Source organism: Mesorhizobium zhangyense (genome assembly GCF_011045115.1).
Classification (GTDB): domain Bacteria; phylum Pseudomonadota; class Alphaproteobacteria; order Rhizobiales; family Rhizobiaceae; genus Mesorhizobium_M; species Mesorhizobium_M zhangyense.
In genome coordinates this window covers 38,072-56,754 of sequence record NZ_JAAKZG010000006.1, presented here as the reverse complement: position 1 = coordinate 56,754, position 18,683 = coordinate 38,072, and the positions used below count along the sequence as shown (strand labels likewise).

17 protein-coding genes are annotated in these 18,683 nt (G+C 61.5%); 14 read left to right on the top strand and 3 right to left on the bottom strand.

Features of this window, described 5'->3' with window-relative positions:
- The first annotated feature begins 5 nt into the window (after positions 1–5).
- The 6 genes from ybeY to trmB all read left to right on the top strand — a co-directional run bounded on the left by ybeY (position 6) and on the right by trmB (position 5,983).
- The gene (ybeY, locus tag G6N74_RS15870) at positions 6–512 is read left to right on the top strand and encodes an rRNA maturation RNase YbeY (RefSeq protein ID WP_165118927.1); all 507 of its coding nucleotides are present in this window, start codon (positions 6–8) and stop codon (positions 510–512) included.
- A gap of 27 nt (positions 513–539) precedes the next feature.
- The gene (locus tag G6N74_RS15865) at positions 540–1,616 is read left to right on the top strand and encodes a hemolysin family protein (RefSeq protein ID WP_165118926.1); all 1,077 of its coding nucleotides are present in this window, start codon (positions 540–542) and stop codon (positions 1,614–1,616) included.
- 71 nt (positions 1,617–1,687) lie between these two features.
- On the top strand, positions 1,688–3,280 hold the full coding sequence (gene lnt / locus G6N74_RS15860) for an apolipoprotein N-acyltransferase (protein WP_165118925.1): 1,593 nt from the start codon (positions 1,688–1,690) through the stop codon (positions 3,278–3,280).
- Positions 3,281–3,413: 133 nt separating this feature from the next.
- Complete coding sequence (locus G6N74_RS15855; RefSeq protein WP_205826708.1) at positions 3,414–3,836, top strand: helix-turn-helix domain-containing protein; 423 nt, start codon at positions 3,414–3,416, stop codon at positions 3,834–3,836.
- Positions 3,837–3,977: 141 nt separating this feature from the next.
- Positions 3,978–5,261: a methionine adenosyltransferase gene (gene metK, locus G6N74_RS15850; RefSeq protein ID WP_165118924.1), complete on the top strand. Its 1,284-nt coding sequence runs from the start codon at positions 3,978–3,980 to the stop codon at positions 5,259–5,261.
- Positions 5,262–5,281: 20 nt separating this feature from the next.
- A complete protein-coding gene (trmB, locus tag G6N74_RS15845; protein ID WP_165118923.1) occupies positions 5,282–5,983 on the top strand; it encodes a tRNA (guanine(46)-N(7))-methyltransferase TrmB in 702 nt (233 codons plus the stop codon).
- 6 nt (positions 5,984–5,989) lie between these two features.
- Here trmB and G6N74_RS15840 read toward each other — a convergent pair whose 3' ends face one another.
- Positions 5,990–7,378 carry a sensor histidine kinase gene (locus tag G6N74_RS15840; protein WP_165118922.1) on the bottom strand — a complete coding sequence of 463 codons (1,389 nt, stop codon included), beginning with the start codon at positions 7,376–7,378 and terminating at the stop codon, positions 5,990–5,992.
- Positions 7,378–8,052 carry a response regulator transcription factor gene (locus tag G6N74_RS15835; RefSeq protein ID WP_165118921.1) on the bottom strand — a complete coding sequence of 225 codons (675 nt, stop codon included), beginning with the start codon at positions 8,050–8,052 and terminating at the stop codon, positions 7,378–7,380. The genes G6N74_RS15840 and G6N74_RS15835 overlap by 1 nt, the downstream gene beginning before the upstream one ends.
- Before the next feature lie 141 nt (positions 8,053–8,193).
- On the opposite strand from G6N74_RS15835, the gene G6N74_RS15830 reads away from it, so the two are divergent.
- The 4 genes from G6N74_RS15830 to G6N74_RS15815 all read left to right on the top strand — a co-directional run bounded on the left by G6N74_RS15830 (position 8,194) and on the right by G6N74_RS15815 (position 12,556).
- On the top strand, positions 8,194–9,264 hold the full coding sequence (locus tag G6N74_RS15830) for an ABC transporter substrate-binding protein (RefSeq protein WP_165119212.1): 1,071 nt from the start codon (positions 8,194–8,196) through the stop codon (positions 9,262–9,264).
- A gap of 330 nt (positions 9,265–9,594) precedes the next feature.
- A complete protein-coding gene (locus G6N74_RS15825; RefSeq protein ID WP_165118920.1) occupies positions 9,595–10,539 on the top strand; it encodes a Bug family tripartite tricarboxylate transporter substrate binding protein in 945 nt (314 codons plus the stop codon).
- Positions 10,536–11,027 carry a tripartite tricarboxylate transporter TctB family protein gene (locus G6N74_RS15820; RefSeq protein ID WP_165118919.1) on the top strand — a complete coding sequence of 164 codons (492 nt, stop codon included), beginning with the start codon at positions 10,536–10,538 and terminating at the stop codon, positions 11,025–11,027. The genes G6N74_RS15825 and G6N74_RS15820 overlap by 4 nt, the downstream gene beginning before the upstream one ends.
- Positions 11,028–11,038: 11 nt before the next feature.
- The gene (locus tag G6N74_RS15815; protein ID WP_165118918.1) at positions 11,039–12,556 is read left to right on the top strand and encodes a tripartite tricarboxylate transporter permease; all 1,518 of its coding nucleotides are present in this window, start codon (positions 11,039–11,041) and stop codon (positions 12,554–12,556) included.
- A 92-nt stretch (positions 12,557–12,648) separates the two neighbouring features.
- Here the strand turns inward: G6N74_RS15815 and G6N74_RS15810 are convergent, their stop codons facing one another.
- A complete protein-coding gene (locus G6N74_RS15810) occupies positions 12,649–12,813 on the bottom strand; it encodes a hypothetical protein (protein ID WP_165118917.1) in 165 nt (54 codons plus the stop codon).
- A 289-nt stretch (positions 12,814–13,102) separates the two neighbouring features.
- On the opposite strand from G6N74_RS15810, the gene rimP reads away from it, so the two are divergent.
- The 4 genes from rimP to infB are packed head-to-tail and all read left to right on the top strand — an operon-like array spanning position 13,103 to position 18,681.
- Positions 13,103–13,732, top strand: a complete 630-nt coding sequence (rimP, locus tag G6N74_RS15805; protein ID WP_165118916.1) for a ribosome maturation factor RimP — start codon at positions 13,103–13,105, stop codon at positions 13,730–13,732.
- 40 nt (positions 13,733–13,772) lie between these two features.
- The gene (gene nusA / locus G6N74_RS15800; protein ID WP_165118915.1) at positions 13,773–15,365 is read left to right on the top strand and encodes a transcription termination factor NusA; all 1,593 of its coding nucleotides are present in this window, start codon (positions 13,773–13,775) and stop codon (positions 15,363–15,365) included.
- Positions 15,366–15,403: 38 nt separating this feature from the next.
- Positions 15,404–16,054: an RNA-binding protein gene (locus G6N74_RS15795; protein WP_165118914.1), complete on the top strand. Its 651-nt coding sequence runs from the start codon at positions 15,404–15,406 to the stop codon at positions 16,052–16,054.
- Positions 16,051–18,681 (top strand): translation initiation factor IF-2, encoded by a 2,631-nt coding sequence (infB, locus tag G6N74_RS15790; protein WP_165118913.1) that lies wholly within the window; start codon positions 16,051–16,053, stop codon positions 18,679–18,681. The genes G6N74_RS15795 and infB overlap by 4 nt, the downstream gene beginning before the upstream one ends.
- Positions 18,682–18,683 lie beyond the last annotated feature (2 nt).

Sequence of the window (18,683 nt, the reverse complement as noted above, 5' to 3'; positions counted from 1 at the left end):
TCGTGATGAAAAAAGCTGCCGCGCGCGGCTCTGGGCCGCTTCCCGTCGAGATCGATGTCATGGTCGAGGCAGGCGACTGGCCGGATCAAGGACAGCTGGAGGCGCTGGCCCACGATGCCGTGGCCGCAGCCCTTGCCGAGACGGGCGATACCGCACCCGACGGTACCGAACTCAGCCTGGTCTTTTCCAACGATGCCCAGATACGGACCTTGAATGCGCAATGGCGCGACAAGGACAAGCCGACCAATGTCCTGTCGTTTCCGGCGTTCCCCTTCGCGCGCGGTGCGCCGCTTCCGCCCTTGCTTGGCGACATAATCCTTGCTGCCGAGACGGTTGCGCGGGAAGCAGAACTGGAAGCCAAGCCGCTCGATCATCATATTACCCATCTCGTTATCCATGGCTTCCTGCACCTGCTGGGTTATGATCACGAGACCGACGCGGAGGCTGAAGAAATGGAGGCCGTGGAGCGCCGTGCGCTTGCAAGGCTTGCCATTCCCGATCCCTACGCGTAACAGGAAGTGACAACCAACCGGACGATGATGAACGAGAACCCAGAGACTGCCGCCAAGACTGATGCCGGCAGCGGCCAAGCGGCCAACGAAAACACCGAAGACGGTCCTAGTCACAGTTCGGCGTCTTCCGGTGCGGCGACCGAACCTTCCCATGAACGGCCTTCGCTGTTGGAGCGTCTCGCCGGCCTGTTCCGGTCGCGCAACGGGTCGAGCCTCCGCGATGATCTGACTGATGCTCTCGCCGAGAGCACGACGGATGCCGAGTCGTTCTCGCCTGGCGAACGGGCGATGCTCAACAACATCCTGCGCCTGCGCGAAGTGCGCGTCGAAGACGTGATGATCCCCCGGGCTGATGTCGAAGCGATTGAGATCACCACGACGCTCGGCGATCTCATGGCGGTGTTCGAACAGTCCGGTCATTCCCGCATGCCGGTCTATTCTGAAACGCTCGACGATCCGCGCGGCATGGTGCACATTCGTGATGTTCTTGCGCACATAACGAAGCTCGCGCGAACCAAGAAAGGCCGACAGTCGAAGAAGCCGCCCGCTGGTGGCGTGGCGCTGGATTTCGCCAATGTCGACCTGACACGCACGATCGGCGACCTTAATCTCATCCGAACCGTGCTTTTCGTACCGCCGTCCATGCTCGCCTCCGACCTGATGGCACGCATGCAGGCCGCCCGCACGCAGATGGCGTTGGTCATCGACGAATATGGCGGTACCGATGGTCTGGTTTCGCTTGAAGACATCGTGGAGATGGTCGTCGGCGACATCGAAGACGAGCACGACGATGACGAGCCGCTGATCACCCAGACCGGAGACGGTGTTTTCGTCGTCGATGCCAAGGCCGAGATCGACGACGTCGCCAAGATGATCGGCGAGGATTTCGCCGCCGGCGAACATGGCGAATATGTCGACACGATCGGCGGCATGATCTTCAACACGCTCGGCCGTGTGCCGGCGCGGGGCGAAGTCGTGCAGGCGATACCCGGGTTCGAATTCCATGTGCTCGATGCCGATCCAAGGCGCGTCAAGCGGGTGCGTATCGTCGAAACGCAGAAGAGCGAGCGCCGCCGCCGTGCGGCACGGGCCGAGCAGGCCTGATCGCCGCGTTTGGAACGAATAGCGCATGCTGATAAACCTTGTCGCGTGATTCGAGTGACGAGGGGCAGCCTATGGAGCGCCTTGCAGGGCGGGTAATTCTGCTGTGGGGCTGGCGGCGGGCGATCACGGCTTTTCTGGCTGGCGCTCTGGCAGTTCTTTCCCAGGCCCCATACGACTTCTTCGCAGTCTGTTTCGTTTCCTTTCCGGTTCTGGTCTGGTTGCTCGATGGTGCCACTGTGGCATCGCAGCGTGGATTTCTGCGGCGGCTCATGCCGGCATTTGCCACCGGATGGTGGTTCGGCTTCGGCTATTTCCTGGCAGGGTTGTGGTGGATCGGCGGCGCCATGCTGGTGGAAGCCGACAGCTTCGCCTGGGCCCTTCCTTTCGCCGTGGTCGGCATTCCGCTGATCCTTGCCTTCTTTTATGGTTTTGCCTGCGCCGCCGCTCGCCTGTTCTGGAGCAACGGTCTGGGGCGCATCGCAGCGCTTGCCTTCGGTTTCGGCCTGGCCGAATGGCTCAGAACGTTTCTTTTCACCGGCTTTCCCTGGAACGCCATCGGCTACGCGGCGACACCGGTTCCTCTGATGATGCAGAGCGTGTCGGTTACCGGCATGATCGGCATGAACACGCTTGGCGTGTTCGTCTTCGCCATGCCGGCGCTTCTTGCTGCGCGTCAACATCGCCGGCTGGGGCTCTCCCTCGCAGCCGTCCTTGCCCTTGCACATGTCGGTTTCGGCTATGTTCGGCTGGCAGCCCCCGTCAAGCCGGATGGACGCAGCCTCGCGGTGCGTGTCGTTCAGCCCAACATCGACATGACCGAGAAATGGGACGCGAGCGTGCGCGACCGAATTTTCCGCACGCTCCTCGATTTATCGGCCGAAGCGCCCCAGAAGGACGAACCCAAGCCGCAATTGATCCTGTGGCCCGAAACCTCGGTGCCGTTTTTCTTCACTGACCGCCCGGACGCCCTGACGGCGCTTGGTGCTCTTTTGGATGAAGGGCAGATGCTGATCGCCGGCGCGATGCGCGAGGAGGGCGGAAACTCCACCAAAGGTGATGCGCGCTACTACAATTCGGTAGTTGCCATCAATGCTTCGGGTGAAATTGTCGATGCCGTAGACAAAGTGCATCTTGTCCCTTTTGGGGAATACATGCCTTTTGCCGATTTACTGGCTCGGTTTGGCCTCGATCAGATCGTCGCCGGTCCGATGAATCTGGCGCCCGGCATCGAACGTCACGCAATCACCATGTCGTCGGGCATCCGGGCTCTTCCATTTATATGTTACGAAATTATATTTCCTGAATTGGTGGCGGTTGACGCTACGTCAACGGACATTATTGTGAACGTCACAAATGATGCCTGGTTCGGCGATACGCCGGGTCCTTACCAGCATTTCCGGCAAGCGCAGCTTCGTGCCGTTGAGGCGGGGCTACCTGTCGTTCGTGCCGCCAACACGGGGGTTTCGGGGGTGATCGACCAGCGTGGCCGCATAATTGACGCATTGGCGATGAATACGCGCGGCGTAGTCGACGCGACCATATCGTTGGGTCGCTACGACAAATTAACGCTCGGATATGCCGGTATTAACGGTTTGGTTATCCTGTTCGCCTTTGGAGCATTAGGCCTTGGAATGGGGATGGGACAAAAGCTCCGGTCGAATTGACAGCCGGTATATTAGAGATTCATAGTGCGCCCGCCTCAATGTAAGTGGAATGATGGGCGATTGAATTGGGGACAATCACTACATTGTCGTGATAAAATCAAATAGAAGAAGCCGGTTAATCGGCGAGGAAAAAATGATCGACAAGGAAAATAAGAAGAAGCCGAACCCGACAGACATATATGTCGGAAGCAGAATTCGCCTGCGTCGGAACATGTTGGGAATGAGTCAGGAAAACTTGGGTGAAAAGCTCGGGATTACCTTTCAGCAAATACAGAAGTACGAGAAGGGAACGAATAGAGTCGGTGCCAGCAGGCTTCAAGCCATATCTACTATCCTTGGCGTGCCCGTTTCCTTTTTCTTCGAAGATTTCGTGAGCCAGGATACTGCTGGAGGCAAAGGTTTTGGCGAAGAGTCGTCAGCAACTTTCGCCCTCGATTTCGTGACCAGTCCCGAGGGTTTGCAGCTCAACCGGGCTTTCTTCAAGATCGGTGACGCCAAGGTGCGTCGCAAGATCATCGATCTGGTAAAGGTGCTGGCGGCCGATGAGGAAAGCTAGGCGACCTTTCTAGGTCGCCAATTCCAAAAAGGCCTTGCGCCACGCAAAATGTCTGCTTGACGGGCTCTGTGCGGCTTCGGTAACACGTGTGCCGCCAGAACGCGGCATTCTGCCGTTCGTTTCTTTCAAGAGGGGACACCCGTGACGCGGCAGAATTATCTCTTTACAAGCGAATCCGTTTCCGAAGGCCATCCGGACAAGGTCTGCGATCGCATTTCCGACGAAATCGTCGATCTGGTTTATCGCGAAGCAGCGAAGAAAAACGGCAATGGCGAGGCGCAGATGGACGCCTGGGAGGTGCGCGTCGCATGCGAGACGCTGGCCACCACCAATCGCGTCGTCATCGCCGGTGAGGTCCGTGTGCCCAAGTCGCTGCTGAAGCAGGACAAGAACGGCAACATCCTGGAAGACGCCAGGGAATTCCCGATCATCAACCCGTCCAAGTTCAAGTCCGCCGCGCGCAAGGCGATCAGGGCGATCGGCTACGAGCAGGACGGCTTCCACTGGAAGAAGGCGAAGATCGACATCCTGCTGCATGGCCAGTCAGCCGATATCGCCCAGGGCGTCGACAACGCCGCCGACAAGCAGGGCGAGGAAGGCGCGGGCGACCAGGGCATCATGTTCGGCTACGCCTGCAACGAGACGCCGGACCTCATGCCGGCGCCGCTCTACTACAGCCACAAGATCCTCGAACTGCTGGCCGCTGCCCGCCACAAGGGCGAAGGCGATGCCGGCAAGCTCGGCCCGGACGCCAAGAGCCAGGTGACCGTGCGCTACATCGACGGCAAGCCCGCCGAAGTGACCCAGATCGTGCTCTCGACCCAGCATCTCGACGCAAGCTGGGATTCCAAGAAGGTGCGCAAGGTCGTCGAGCCTTACATCATCGAGGCGCTCGGCTCGCTCAAGATCGCGGACGATTGCAACTGGTACATCAACCCGACCGGCAAGTTCGTGATCGGCGGACCCGATGGCGATGCCGGCCTGACCGGACGCAAGATCATCGTCGACACCTATGGCGGTGCGGCACCTCATGGTGGCGGCGCGTTCTCCGGCAAGGACACGACCAAGGTCGACCGCTCGGCAGCCTACGCCGCGCGCTACCTCGCCAAGAACGTCGTTGCTGCCAAGCTGGCCGATCGCTGCACGATCCAGCTTTCCTACGCCATCGGCGTGGCGCAGCCGCTGTCGGTCTATGTCGACCTGCACGGCACCGGAAAGGTCAGCGAAGACGTGGTGGAAACCGCCTTGCGCAATGTGATGGACCTGTCTCCGTCGGGCATCCGCAAGCATCTCGACCTGAACAAGCCGATCTACGCACGCACGGCCGCCTACGGTCACTTCGGCCGCAAGGCCGGCCGCGACGGGTCCTTCTCCTGGGAGAAGACCGACCTCGTCAAGGCGCTCAAGGAGGCGGTCGCGGCCTGATCGTCAGGGGTGATGTTGCTATGAACGCCGAAGCAAGGCGCAGCCGTTCGACCGAAGCTTTTTTCGGTCGGCGGCATGGCAAGACCATGAGTCCGTACCAGGCCGCGTCTCTTGAGGCAGGCCTAGAGAAACACCGGCTCGATCTGGCCGAGATGGCGCCTGCCGATCTGCGCCAGTTGTTTCCCGTGCCGGTTGCCGACGTGCGTCTGGAAATCGGCTTCGGCGGCGGCGAGCATCTCCACCACATCGCCTCGCTTCACCCCGACACCGGCTTCATCGGCGTCGAGCCGTTCGTCAACGGCATGGCCCGCCTGATGACGTCGCTCGCCGAAAAGCCGCTCGCCAATCTGCGCGTCTATGACGACGACGCGACGCGCGTGCTCGACTGGCTACCCGAAGCATCGCTGTCCGGCATCGACCTGCTTTATCCAGATCCCTGGCCGAAAAAGAAGCACTGGAAGCGGCGCTTTGTCAGCGAGGCCAATCTCGACCGTTTCGCGCGCGTGCTGAAGAGCGGCGCTAAATTCCGCTTCGCTTCCGACATAGACACCTATGTGAATTGGACGCTGCTTCACTGCCGCGCCCATGAGGCATTCGAGTGGCAGGCTTCCGATGCCAGCGACTGGCACGAGCCTTACGAGGGCTGGATCCGTACCCGCTACGAGGCAAAGGCAGTTCGTGAAGGCCGTCGGCCAGCCTATATGACCTTCATCAGGGTCTGACTGCGACTACCGCGCGGCTTCGGGAAATTTTACGCGAGCGCGCAACCCACTCCCGCCGGGAGCCGGGAGCAGCGAAAGCTTTCCTGCGAAAAGTCCGGCGATTTCCTCCACGATCGGCAGGCCAAGGCCCGTACCCGGTTTCGAGCCGTCGCCACCGCGCGAAAAGCGCTTCCGGACCGTCTCGATCTGCTCTGAGGAAAGGCCGGGACCGTTGTCTTCGACTTCGAGGATGACGCCGTCATCCCTCAGCACGCGTGCCGTCACCATCGCGCCCGAGCCGGCATAGGCTATGGCGTTCTCGATGAGGTTTCCGATCAACTCGCCCAGCAGCAGCGGCTCGCCCCGGATCACGAGTATCTCTTCGCCTTCGAAACCGAGATCGATCCCAGCCGTTTGTGCTTTCGGGATGCGGTCGGCGGTGCAACCTTGCGCGAGCGCGGTGAGATCGACGGCAACAAGATCCCTGAGGCGTTGGGATGCCGCCTCGTCGATCTTCGCCATCAGCAGCAACTGGGTAAGCATTCGCTCGGCATGGGCAACGGCTTCGTCACCGGTAGCAGCCGCTGTCCGGGCCTCATCAAGCGAATGTGCCCGCGCCGCCAGAGCCAGCTGCGTCCTGATGATGGTCAGCGGCGTGCGCAACTGATGGCTGGCATTGCCGGTGAAATGACGCAGCGCATCGAGCGCCGAGGCTAGTCTGACCATGAAGGAATTGACGGAATCGACAAGTCCCCGCACCTCGTTGGGCACCGATTGCTCGATAGGGCGAAGATCGTCCGGGCTGCGCTCGGTGATGGCTTCGCGGAGTCGGTAGAGCGGCCGCAGTGAGGCGGTGACGGCAAACCAGACGATGATGGCCGCCCCCGCAATAAGTATCGCCAAGCGCAGCGCCGAGCGCAGCAGGATGGTTTCGGTCAACCGCGTGCGGGCGATGGTGGTTTCGGCGACCGTCACGACAAAGGGGACGGAGTTCACGCCGGTCGAGGCCGAGCGCGCCAGCACCGCGAGCCGTATAGGCTCGCCGCGAAACTCCGCGTCGGCATAGACCGCACGCTCGGGCACGGAAACAGCGATTGTCGGCAACGACTGGTAGCCGGTGATGAATGTACCGGGCGGACCTTCCACACGATAGAACACCCGGTCCTGCGCCGCCGATGTCAGCATTTCCAGCGCGACATAGGGGATGTCGACCTCCAGCGTGCCGTCTTCCGCGACGACCACGCGCTCGGCAATCGCCAGCGCCGAGCCGGCAAGCACGCGGTCGGACACGGCATTGGCGGTTTGCACGGCTTCGCCATAGGTGTCGACCAGCGCTATCAGGCCAAGCGCGATCAGCGGCAGCAGCAGCCAGAGAAGGAGCCGGCGGCGCAGCGAATAGGTCGATACGCCAGCCATCAGGAGCTTTGCGTCTTTTCGAGGTAGTAGCCGATGCCGCGCGCGGTGCGCACCGTCAGCCCGTGCGGCGCCAGGCGCTTGCGCAGCCGGCTGACATATTGCTCGATGGCATTGGCGCTCAGATCGTCGTCGAAGCCGGCGAGCGACTCTATGATCGACTGCTTGGTGACGACCTTGCCGGCGCGCAGGAACAGTGTTTCCAGCAGGCTGATTTCGCGCGCCGGCAAATCGAGCGATATCCCGCCGGCTGAAAAGCTGCGCGAATTCTGGTCGAAGGACACATCGCCGAACGCGATGGTGGCGGCCTTCAGTCCCGCCTGCCGGCGCAGGAGCACGCGAACGCGGGCTTCGAGTTCGCCGACGTCGAACGGCTTGATCATGTAGTCGTCCGCGCCGAGGTTGAGGCCCTTGACCCTGTCTTCGAAGGCGCTGCGCGCCGTCAGGATCAGCACGCTGGCATTGTTCTGGCGCGCCCGCATGGTGCGCAGCACGTCAAGGCCGTCCATCTCCGGGAGATTGAGGTCGAGCACGACCACATCGAAACGTTCGGTCGCAAGCACGGCGACTGCCGAGGCGCCGTCGCCGACGATATCCACGGCATAGCCGCTGCCGCGCAGGACGGCAGCGAGTCCGTTTGCCAGTGTGACGTTGTCCTCCACCACCAGTATGCGCACGAATTCCTCATTTTTCCTGGCACCCTAGAGCAATTCCAGGAAAAGTGTGAAACGGTTTTCCGTCCGGAATTGCGTACAAACAAATACTTACGGGAGCGAAAGCTTGTGAACACATTGAGCCTGTTGCATGGTCGCCCGATCATGCGGCTGCTTGCATTCCTCATTCTTCTGCTCTCTGGAGCTTTCTCTGCCACGGCACAAGAGGTGCTCTTCCCGGCATTGGACGGCAACGCGAGCGCGCGCACGCTCATCGTCTACTCCTCGCTGGATACGCCGCTGGTCGAACCGATGATCGCCGGTTTCCAGAAGGCCAATCCGGGCGTTGCGGTTCGCTACGAGGATATGCTGACCTCCGACATCTACGACCGCATCGTGCGCGAGACCGATGCAGGCGAGAAAACCGCGGATATGGCATTCTCGTCGGCTATGGATCTGCAGGTGAAGCTTGCCAATGACGGCTATGCGCAGCAAAGCGATCTCCCGCTGAGCGAGCGCTGGCCGCGCTGGGCGAACTGGCGCAACACGGCTTATGCGCTGACATTCGAGCCCGCAGTCTTCGTCTATCACAAGCCTAGCTTTAGGAATGTCGAGCCGCCTGCCACGCGCAAACAGTTCGTGGATTATCTGCAGCATCAGGGCGATGCTGTTTTCGGCCGCATCGCCACCTACGACATCGAGCGCTCCGGCGTCGGCTTCATGTTCATGTCCCGCGACCAGGAACAGTTCGGCGATATCTGGACGGTGATCCAGGCGATGGGAGCGGCGGGCGTAAAGCTCTATTCGACAAGCTCCGCCATTCTGGAGCGTATCGCCGATGGCCGCTTCGTGCTTGGCTATAACATTCTCGGCTCCTACGCTGCCGATTGGGCGTCGCGCCATCCCGATGTCGGCATCATGCTGCCCAAGGACTATACGGTGGTCATGTCGCGCATCGGGTTGGTGCCGAAGGCGGCGCAGTCGCCTGATCTCGGGCGCAGATATCTCGAGTATTTCATGTCCGCCGAAGGCCAGGCGATCATGGCAAGGCAACTGCATATTGCGGCGGTCAATCCGGACGTGTCCGGCGAGAATACCGCCAGCATGATGCAGACGACGCTGGGCGCTCAGTTGCGGCCGGTGCCGGTCAGTCCCGGCCTGATGGTCTATCTCGATCAGGTCAAGCGCACCCGGCTGATCAAGCGCTGGAACGATGCCTTGCGAGGACAGGAGTGAACTGACAGAATGCCTGCACGATCTTGCCGGATGTCAGCCTTATGTCAGGTTGATGTGGTGATGTGACGGTCGGTTTGGCTGTTGGAGGCAGCCAGAACGGGGAGTTTCGGGAGGAACCAAGCCCATATCCCAGAATATTTGCCCGCGGCCTTGAGGCTTGCGGCAGGGGAAAATGGGTATGCTGACTGCGGTGTGGCACGGCCACGCCCTGCCAGACCTTCCAAACCAGAGAAAGCCCGGATGCCGGTGATGAACCGGGCAATCGAGGCTTCGACAGTCACATCTGGCGCGCCACCTCCTGATGGCGCACCGAACCAAGGAGGAAACATCGTGAAGCATTTCGTACTCGCGTCGATACTGGGTGGCTTGCTTGCCCTTCCGGCACATGCTGCCGACTACAAGATCATGGCGCCCGCAGCGCCCGGTGGCGGCTGGGACCAGACCGCCCGCACCATGCAGACGGCCCTTCAGGACGAAAAGATTTCCGGCAGCGTGCAGGTCAATAACGTCCCCGGCGCCGGTGGCACCATCGGCCTTGCCCAGTTTGCCAATCAGGCCAGCGGCGATCCTTCGCAGCTCATCGTCGGCGGCTATGTCATGGTCGGCGCGATCCTCACCAACGCATCTCCCGTCACGCTCGACCAGGTGACGCCGATTGCCCGCCTCACCGGCGAATTTGAAGCTATCGTCGTGCCCGCCAAGTCCGACATCAAGGACATGGCTGGCCTCGTCGCAAAGCTCAAGGCAGATCCCGGCTCGGTGTCCTGGGGTGGCGGCTCGGCCGGCGGTACCGATCACATCACGGCCGGCCTGATTGCCAAGGCGGTGGGCGTCGATCCGACCAAGGTCAACTACATCGCCTTCTCCGGTGGCGGTGAAGCCCTTGCAGCGATTCTCGGCGGCCAGGTCACGGTCGGCATTTCCGGCTACGGCGAGTTCGAATCGCAGATCAAGGCCGGCGAACTGCGCATCATCGGTATCTCCAGCGACGAGAAGGTCGCGGGCATCGATGCGCCGACCTTCAAGGAAGGCGGCGTTGACGTTTCCATCCAGAACTGGCGCATGGTTGCAGCGGCACCCGGCATCACCGACGAGCAGAAGGCTGCTATCAGCGCCGACGTTGAAAAGATGGTGACGTCGAAGAGCTGGAAGGACGCGCTCGCCACCAAGGGCTGGGCCGACACCTATCTGGCCGGCGACGAGTTCAAGGCGCAGCTTGCCAAGGACATTGAATCGACCTCCGGCATCCTGAAGGACATCGGTCTCGTCAAATGACGGAAAACAACACATCCGGAACCAAGCGCCGCCCTGATCGGGCGGCGTTCGTTATCGCGGCGGTTCTGGCGATCATCGCCGGCGTTATTGCCTGGAACACCGCCAATATGGGCGGCGCCGGCAGCTATTCCCGCCTCGGCCCGACGGCTTTCCCCTATGCGATTGCCGCAGCCCTTTTCGTTCTGGCCGTGTGGACGGTGTTTGCCGCCCTTCGCCATGATTTTCCGGAGCGCGAACCGCAGCAGTTCGGACCGGTCATCTGGATCGTCGGCGGCCTGGCCGCACAGATGCTGCTTTTGAAGTTCGTAGGCTTTTCCATCGCCACCGGCCTGCTGTTTGCCGCCACGGCGCGCGGCTTTGGGCGCGGACCGCTGTGGATGACGATCCCGATTGGCATCGTCCTGTCCTTCGTCGTCTGGTTCATCTTCTCCAAGGGGCTGCAACTGTCGCTGCCCGCAGGTCCGCTCGAGCGGTTTATTTTAGGCTGAAAGGTTAGAGCATGGATACGTTCGGCCTTTTGGCACAAGGGTTCCTGGTTGCGCTGGAGCCGATGAATCTTCTTTACGCGCTGATCGGAGTGACGCTGGGCACCGCCGTCGGCGTGCTGCCGGGCATCGGCCCGGCGCTGACCGTCGCGCTGCTTCTGCCGGTCACCTACAAGCTCGATCCGGCCGGCTCGCTGATCATGTTCGCGGGTATCTACTACGGTGGCATGTATGGCGGTTCGACCACGTCGATCCTGCTCAATACGCCGGGCGAAAGTGCCTCGATCGTTACCGCGCTGGAAGGCAACAAAATGGCCCGCAAGGGCAGGGGCGGGCCGGCGCTGGCGACGGCTGCCATTGGCTCCTTCGTCGCCGGTCTGATTGCGACGTTCGGGCTGGCGCTTATCGCGCCCTTTATCGTCAAATTCGCGCTGTCCTTCGGCCCGGCCGAATATTTCGCGTTGATGGTGCTGGCCTTCATGACCGTTTCGGCTGCCTTCGGCGAGTCTTCCCTGCGTGGCCTGACGGCGCTTTTTCTCGGCCTCGCGCTCGGCTTGATCGGAATCGACCTGCAGACAGGGCAGGCGCGCCTTGCCTTTGGCATTCCCGATCTGCTCGACGGTATCGAGGTGACGACGCTGGCTGTCGCGCTCTTTGCGATTGGTGAAACATTGACGGTTGCCGCGTCACGCAGCAGCGGCGACGAGCGCATCGAGCCGGTGAAGGGCTCCGTCTGGATGAGCAGGGAGGATTGGTCGCGGTCGTGGAAGCCATGGCTGCGCGGCACGGCGATCGGTTTCCCGATCGGCGCCATGCCGGCGGGCGGCGCCGAGATCGGCACCTTCCTGTCCTATTCGGTGGAAAAGCAGCTTGCCAGGAAGCCGGAAGAATTCGGCCATGGCGCGATCGAAGGCGTTGCGGGACCCGAAGCAGCCAACAATGCATCGGCCGCCGGTACGCTGGTGCCGCTGCTGACGCTCGGCCTGCCGACGACGGCGACCGCGGCGATCATGCTGGCCGGCTTCCAACAGTTTGGCCTTCAGCCGGGGCCGTTGCTCTTCGCCAACAATTCATCGTTGGTCTGGGGCCTGATCGCCAGCCTGCTGGTGGCCAATTTCATGCTGCTGGTGCTGAACCTGCCGCTGATCGGCCTGTGGGTCAGGCTTCTGTCGATCCCACGCCACTGGCTCTATGCCGGCATCCTGGTCTTCGCGACGCTCGGCACCATAGGCGCCAACCCGTCGGTGTTCGAACTGGGAATGCTGCTGGCGTTCGGTATTCTGGGCTATCTGCTGCGCCAGTTTGGCTATCCGATCGCACCGGTGGTCGTCGGGCTAATCCTGGGGCCGTTGGCCGAGCAGCAATTGCGCCGTGCTCTGGCGATCAGCCAGGGCGATCTGACGGTGCTGGTGCACTCGCCGATCTCGATCGTGCTGCTGACGCTTGCGGCTGCTGCCGTGATCGTGCCGCTGGTGATGCGGGCACGCGGGCGAGGCAAGGTGCTGTCGCAACTCGCCGCCGACGAGGATTGATCGATCCTCGTCTCATCAACATCCGGCTCTCTAGAGCATGATCCCGAAAAGTTGCAGACTTTTCGGACAAGATCATGCTTCAAAATCAATATCTAGAAGGGCCGGATGTTCTTGAAGGACTCGGGGTTGATGCCGAGGTTGCGGAGGTGATGTTCACTCGGCGTCTTGCGGCCATCGACGGCACGGGACACTGCCACGGCGCTGCCGAATACGCTGAAGAGATCGCTCATCACCGAAATTGCGCTTCGCTTGGTCATTGAAAGCTTCCTTTCGAGTTGTGCATCGCATCAAATTTCTGCTGCGATGCAACATATATAGGAAGCCGTTGATATTTCTGGCAGATGGTTTCCTGCATGCGAGCCATGCGCCCCGCGCATCCTTGGGAAACCTGCCGTCTTGCCCACAGCCAAGCTCGCCGTTCCGTCTTGGACTTGAAACCCGCCGGCCAATGGGTTATATCCCATCCAAATTCTTGGTCGGTATGACGAAGAGTGGGTCCACCCGGTCCCGCTCTTTTTTGTTACCTGGCCCAGCCTCGGACAGGGAATGACGGAAGAGACATCCAGCATAGCAGGCGACGATCGCATCATCCGCGAAAGCGGTGTCGATGCACGCGTGGCTTCGATTATTGCGCCGGTGCTGCGTGCAATCGGCTTTCGGCTGGTGCGCGTGCGGCTTTCGGGCCAGAACGGCCTGACGCTGCAGATCATGGCCGAGCGCGAAGACGGCACCATGACCGTCGAGGACTGCGAAGAGGTCAGCCGCGCGGTTTCTCCCGCGCTCGATGTCGACGACCCGATCGACAAGGCCTATCATCTGGAAGTGTCATCGCCTGGCATCGACCGCCCGCTGGTGCGCAAGACGGATTTCTCCGCCTGGATCGGTCATCTGGTGAAGATGGAAACGTCGATCCTGGTCGCCGACCGCAAGCGTTTTCGCGGCAAGATCGCAGAGACCGACGATGAAAGCGTTCTTATCGAGCGCGACCAGCCTGCTTACGGCGACGAGCCCAGCGTGCGCATACCGTTCGAGACGATTGCCGACGCCCGCCTGATCCTGACCGACGACCTGATCCGGGATGCGCTGAGCAAGGACAACAGGGCCCGCAAAGAAGCCAAGAAAAACCGCGGCGAAGATGAAGACGACGCGGAAGACGAAATCGAAACAGAAGAGTGATTGAGCAGCCGGCCCGCCGGCATTGTTCAGGGAGACGAAGATGGTAGTCAGTGCGAACAGGCTTGAACTGCTGCAGATCGCCGATGCGGTTGCGCGTGAAAAGTCGATCGACAAATCAATCGTGATCGCCGCAATGGCCGACGCGATCCAGAAGGCCGCGCGGTCGCGCTACGGCCAGGAAACCAACATCCGCGCCGACATCAACCCGACCACCGGCGAGATGAAGCTGCAGCGTCTGATGGAAGTCGTGGAAAAGGTCGACGACTACGCGACCCAGATCGCACTGTCCTCGGCGCGCGAGCGCAATCCCGATGCGCAGCTCGGCGACTTCATCGCCGAACAGCTGCCGCCGATGGATTTCGGCCGCATCGCCGCACAGTCGGCCAAGCAGGTCATCGTTCAGAAGGTGCGCGAGGCCGAGCGTGACCGTCAGTTCGACGAATACAAGGATCGCATCGGCGAGATCGTCAACGGCACGGTCAAGCGCGTCGAATACGGCAACGTCATCGTCGATCTCGGCCGTGGCGAGGCGATCATCCGCCGCGACGAGCTGATCCCCCGCGAAAACTATAAGTATGGCGACCGCGTCCGCGCCTATGTCTACGACGTGCGCCGCGAACAGCGCGGCCCGCAGATTTTCCTGTCGCGTACCCATCCGCAGTTCATGGCCAAGCTCTTCACCATGGAAGTGCCGGAAATCTACGACGGCATCATCGAGATCAAGTCGGTCGCCCGTGATCCGGGTTCCCGCGCCAAGATCGCCGTCATTTCGCGCGATAGCTCGATCGATCCGGTCGGCGCATGCGTCGGTATGCGCGGTTCGCGCGTCCAGGCCGTTGTCGGCGAATTGCAGGGCGAAAAGATCGACATCATTCCGTGGTCGCCTTCGGCAGCCTCCTTCATCGTCAATGCCTTGCAGCCGGCTGAAGTCGCCAAGGTGGTTCTCGACGAAGACGCCGAGCGCATCGAAGTCGTGGTGCCGGACGACCAGCTTTCGCTGGCCATCGGCCGCCGCGGCCAGAACGTTCGCCTGGCCTCGCAGCTCACCGGCTGGGATATCGACATCCTGACCGAGCAGGAAGAATCCGAGCGTCGCCAGAAGGAATTCGTCGAGCGTTCGAACCTCTTCATGGAAGCGCTGGACGTCGACGAGATGGTCGGCCAGGTGCTGGCCTCCGAAGGCTTCACCAGCGTTGAGGAAGTAGCCTATGTCGATGCCGACGAGATTTCCTCGATAGACGGCTTTGACGAGGACACCGCCAGCGAGATCCAGACCCGCGCGCGTGAATATCTTGAGAAGATCGAAGCCGAGCATAACGACAAGCGTCTCGCTCTCGGCGTCGAGGACGAACTGCGCGAAATCCCGGGCATCACCACGGCAATGCTGGTGACGCTCGGCGAGGACGGCGTGAAGACGGTCGAGGATTTTGCCGGTTACGCAGTCGACGATCTCGTCGGCTGGAAGGAACGCAAGGACGGCGAGACTAAGTTCTTCCCGGGCGTTCTTGCCACTTACGCCATTTCGCGCACCGACGCTGAACAGATGGTCCTGGCTGCACGCCTGAAGGCCGGTTGGATCACAGAGGACGAAGCAGTCGCTGAGGAAGCGCCTGCCGAAGCCGCTGGTGCGTGAGGTGAACACGCATCGCACGGGACCTGACCCACGAAGAGATGAACGATCGCACCTGCATCGTCACGCGCAAGACCGCCGAGCCGGATGAACTGATCCGTTTCGTTGTCGGGCCGGATTCTGCTGTCGTTCCCGATCTGAAAAGAAATCTTCCAGGGCGTGGTTGCTGGGTGACCGGCGACCGCCTACATGTGGACAAGGCCGTGGCAAAGAACAGCTTTGCCCGCGCCTTCAAGAAGGAAGTCACCGTTTCGCCTGATCTTGGCGCGATGGTGGATATGCTTCTGGCAAAATCCGTCCTTGGTGTCCTCGGACTGGCCCGCAAAGCCGGTGCCATTGCACTTGGCGCGACAAAGGTCGAAAGTGCGGTGCGCAGCGGAAAGGCGCTTCTCGTTCTTCACGCAGTGGAAGCATCGGAAGACGGCCTTCGCAAGATTACCCAGGCACGCCGCGCCACCGCCTATGCCGGCGGCCCCGAAATCTATGCCTACAAACTTTTTTCGGAAGCCGATTTGAGTTTGGCATTAGGGGGCACAAATGTGATACATGCTGCCGTTCTCGCGGAAGACGCGGGAAAAGCGGTGCTGAAGCGCATGGTTGCGCTTGACCGATACCGGGGCGGATCCCCGGATGACCGGGCAATGTTTGCGGCAATTGCTGACGAAGATGAAGCCGCAGAGGATATGGAATGAGCGATACGAAATCGGGTGACGACAACACGTTGAGCGTCAACACGAAGAAGACCTTGACGCTGAAGCGCCCAGGCGTGGAGCAGGGCACCGTGCGGCAGAACTTCTCGCACGGGCGCACCAAGGCCGTCGTCGTCGAAACCAAGAAGCGCAAATTCTCGATGCCCGGCGACAAGCCGGAGCCGACGGCTGCCTCGGTATTCACGCCGAAGCCCGCTCCTGTTGCACCCGCACCCGCTCCGGTCGTTGCAGCACCGGTGGTGCAGGAAGCGCCGAAGCCCGTTGCTGCACCTGCACCCACGCCTCCACCTGCTGCGCCAGCACCCAGGCCCGCACCGGTGGCGGAGCGTTCCGGCATGGTTCTCAACGAGCTGTCGAGCAGCGAGATGGAAGCGCGCCGCCGCGCACTCGAAGGCTCCAAGGCTCGCGAGATCGAAGATCGCCAGCGCGCCCTGGAAGACACGAAGCGCCGCCAGGAAGAAGAAGAGCGCCGTCGTCGCGAGCGTGAGGACTCCGCCCGCCGTCAGGCCGAGGAAGAAGCCCGTCTCCAGACAGAAGCCGAGGCCCGCCGCCGCGCCGAGGAAGAAGCACGCCGTCGTGCGCCTCAGCACGCGGATCTGGTGGCTGACGAACCGGAAGCCAAGAGCAAGAGCGTGGCTTCCCCGCGCAGCGCCGTTCCGATCAAGCGGATCGTAACACCAGAAGTCGCCCGCCCGGCAAAGACCAAGGGCGAGGAAGACCGCCGTCGCGGCAAGCTGACGCTGAGCAGCGCCACCTCAGACGAAGACAGCCGCGGCCGTTCGCTGTCGTCGATGCGCCGCCGTCAGGAAAAGTTCAAGCGTGCCATGCATCAGGAACCGCGCGAGAAGGTTCTGCGCGAAGTGGTGCTGCCTGAAACCATCACCATCCAGGAACTCGCGCAGCGTATGTCCGAGCGGGCCGTGGATGTGGTCAAGTACTTCATGAAGCAGGGCCAGATCCTGAAGCCGGGCGACGTTATCGATGCCGATACGGCGGAGCTCATTGCTGTCGAATTCGGCCACACGGTTCGCCGCGTCGCTGAATCCGATATCGAAGAAGGCCTGTTCGACGTTGCCGACCGTCCCGAGGACATGGAGCCGCGTTCGCCGGTCGTCACCATCATGGGTCACGTCGACCACGGCAAGACCTCGCTTCTCGATGCAATCCGCAATGCCAACGTGGTCTCCGGCGAAGCCGGCGGTATCACCCAGCATATCGGCGCTTATCAGGTCGAGAAGAACGGTCAGAAGATTACCTTCATCGACACGCCGGGCCACGCCGCCTTCACGGCGATGCGTGCCCGCGGTGCGCAGGCGACCGATATTGCCATCCTGGTGGTTGCTGCCGACGACAGCGTGATGCCGCAGACGATCGAGTCCATCAGCCACGCCAAGGCTGCCGGTGTTCCGATCATCGTGGCGATCAACAAGATCGACAAGCCGTCGGCCGATCCGCAGAAGGTGCGCACGCAGCTTCTGCAGCACGAGGTTTTCGTGGAATCGATGGGCGGTGAAGTTCTGGACGTCGAGGTTTCGGCGACCAAGGGCACCAATCTCGACAAGCTGCTTGAAGCAATCCTGCTGCAGGCCGAATTGCTCGACCTCAGGGCCAACGCGAACCGTACCGCCGAAGGCGTCGTCATCGAAGCCAAGCTCGACAAGGGCCGTGGTTCGGTGGCAACCGTTCTGGTGCAGACCGGTACGCTGCTTGTCGGCGACATCGTCGTGGCTGGCAACGAGTGGGGCCGTGTGCGCGCGCTCGTCGACGATCATGGCGAGCACGTGAAGGAAGCGCTGCCGGCGACCCCGGTCGAGATCCTGGGTCTTCAGGGCACGCCGCAGGCGGGCGACCGCTTTGCTGTCGTTACCAACGAGGCGCGGGCACGCGAGATCACCGAGTATCGTCAGCGTCTCGCACGCGACAAGGCCGCTGCCCGCCATGTCGGCCAGCGCGGCTCGCTCGAACATATGATGTCGCAGTTGCAGTCGAGCGGCCTCAAGGAGTTCCCGCTGGTCATCAAGGCCGACGTGCAGGGCTCCGTCGAGGCGATCATCGCCGCGTTGGACAAGCTCGGCACCGACGAAGTGCGGGCTCGCATCGTTCATGCCGGCGCCGGCGGCATCACGGAAAGCGACGTGTCGCTCGCCGAGACGTCTGGTGCAGCCATGATCGGCTTCAACGTGCGTGCCAACCCGCAGGCCCGTCAGGCCGCCGAACAAGCCGGTATCGACATCCGCTACTACAACATCATCTACAATCTCGTGGATGATGTTAAGGCAGCGATGTCGGGCCTGCTGTCGCCGGAACGCCGCGAAACCTTCATCGGCAATGCCGAAATCCTAGAAGTCTTCAACATCACCAAGACCGGCAAGGTTGCCGGTTGCCGTGTCACCGAAGGCAAGGTCGAGCGTGGTGCCGGCGTACGCCTGATCCGCGACGATGTCGTCATCCACGAAGGCACGCTGAAGACGCTGAAGCGCTTCAAGGACGAAGTCTCCGAGGTTCCGGTCGGCCAGGAATGTGGCATGGCCTTCCAGAACTACGAAGACATGCGCCAGGGCGACATCATCGAGTGCTTCCGCGTCGAGATGGTGACGAGGACGCTGTAAGG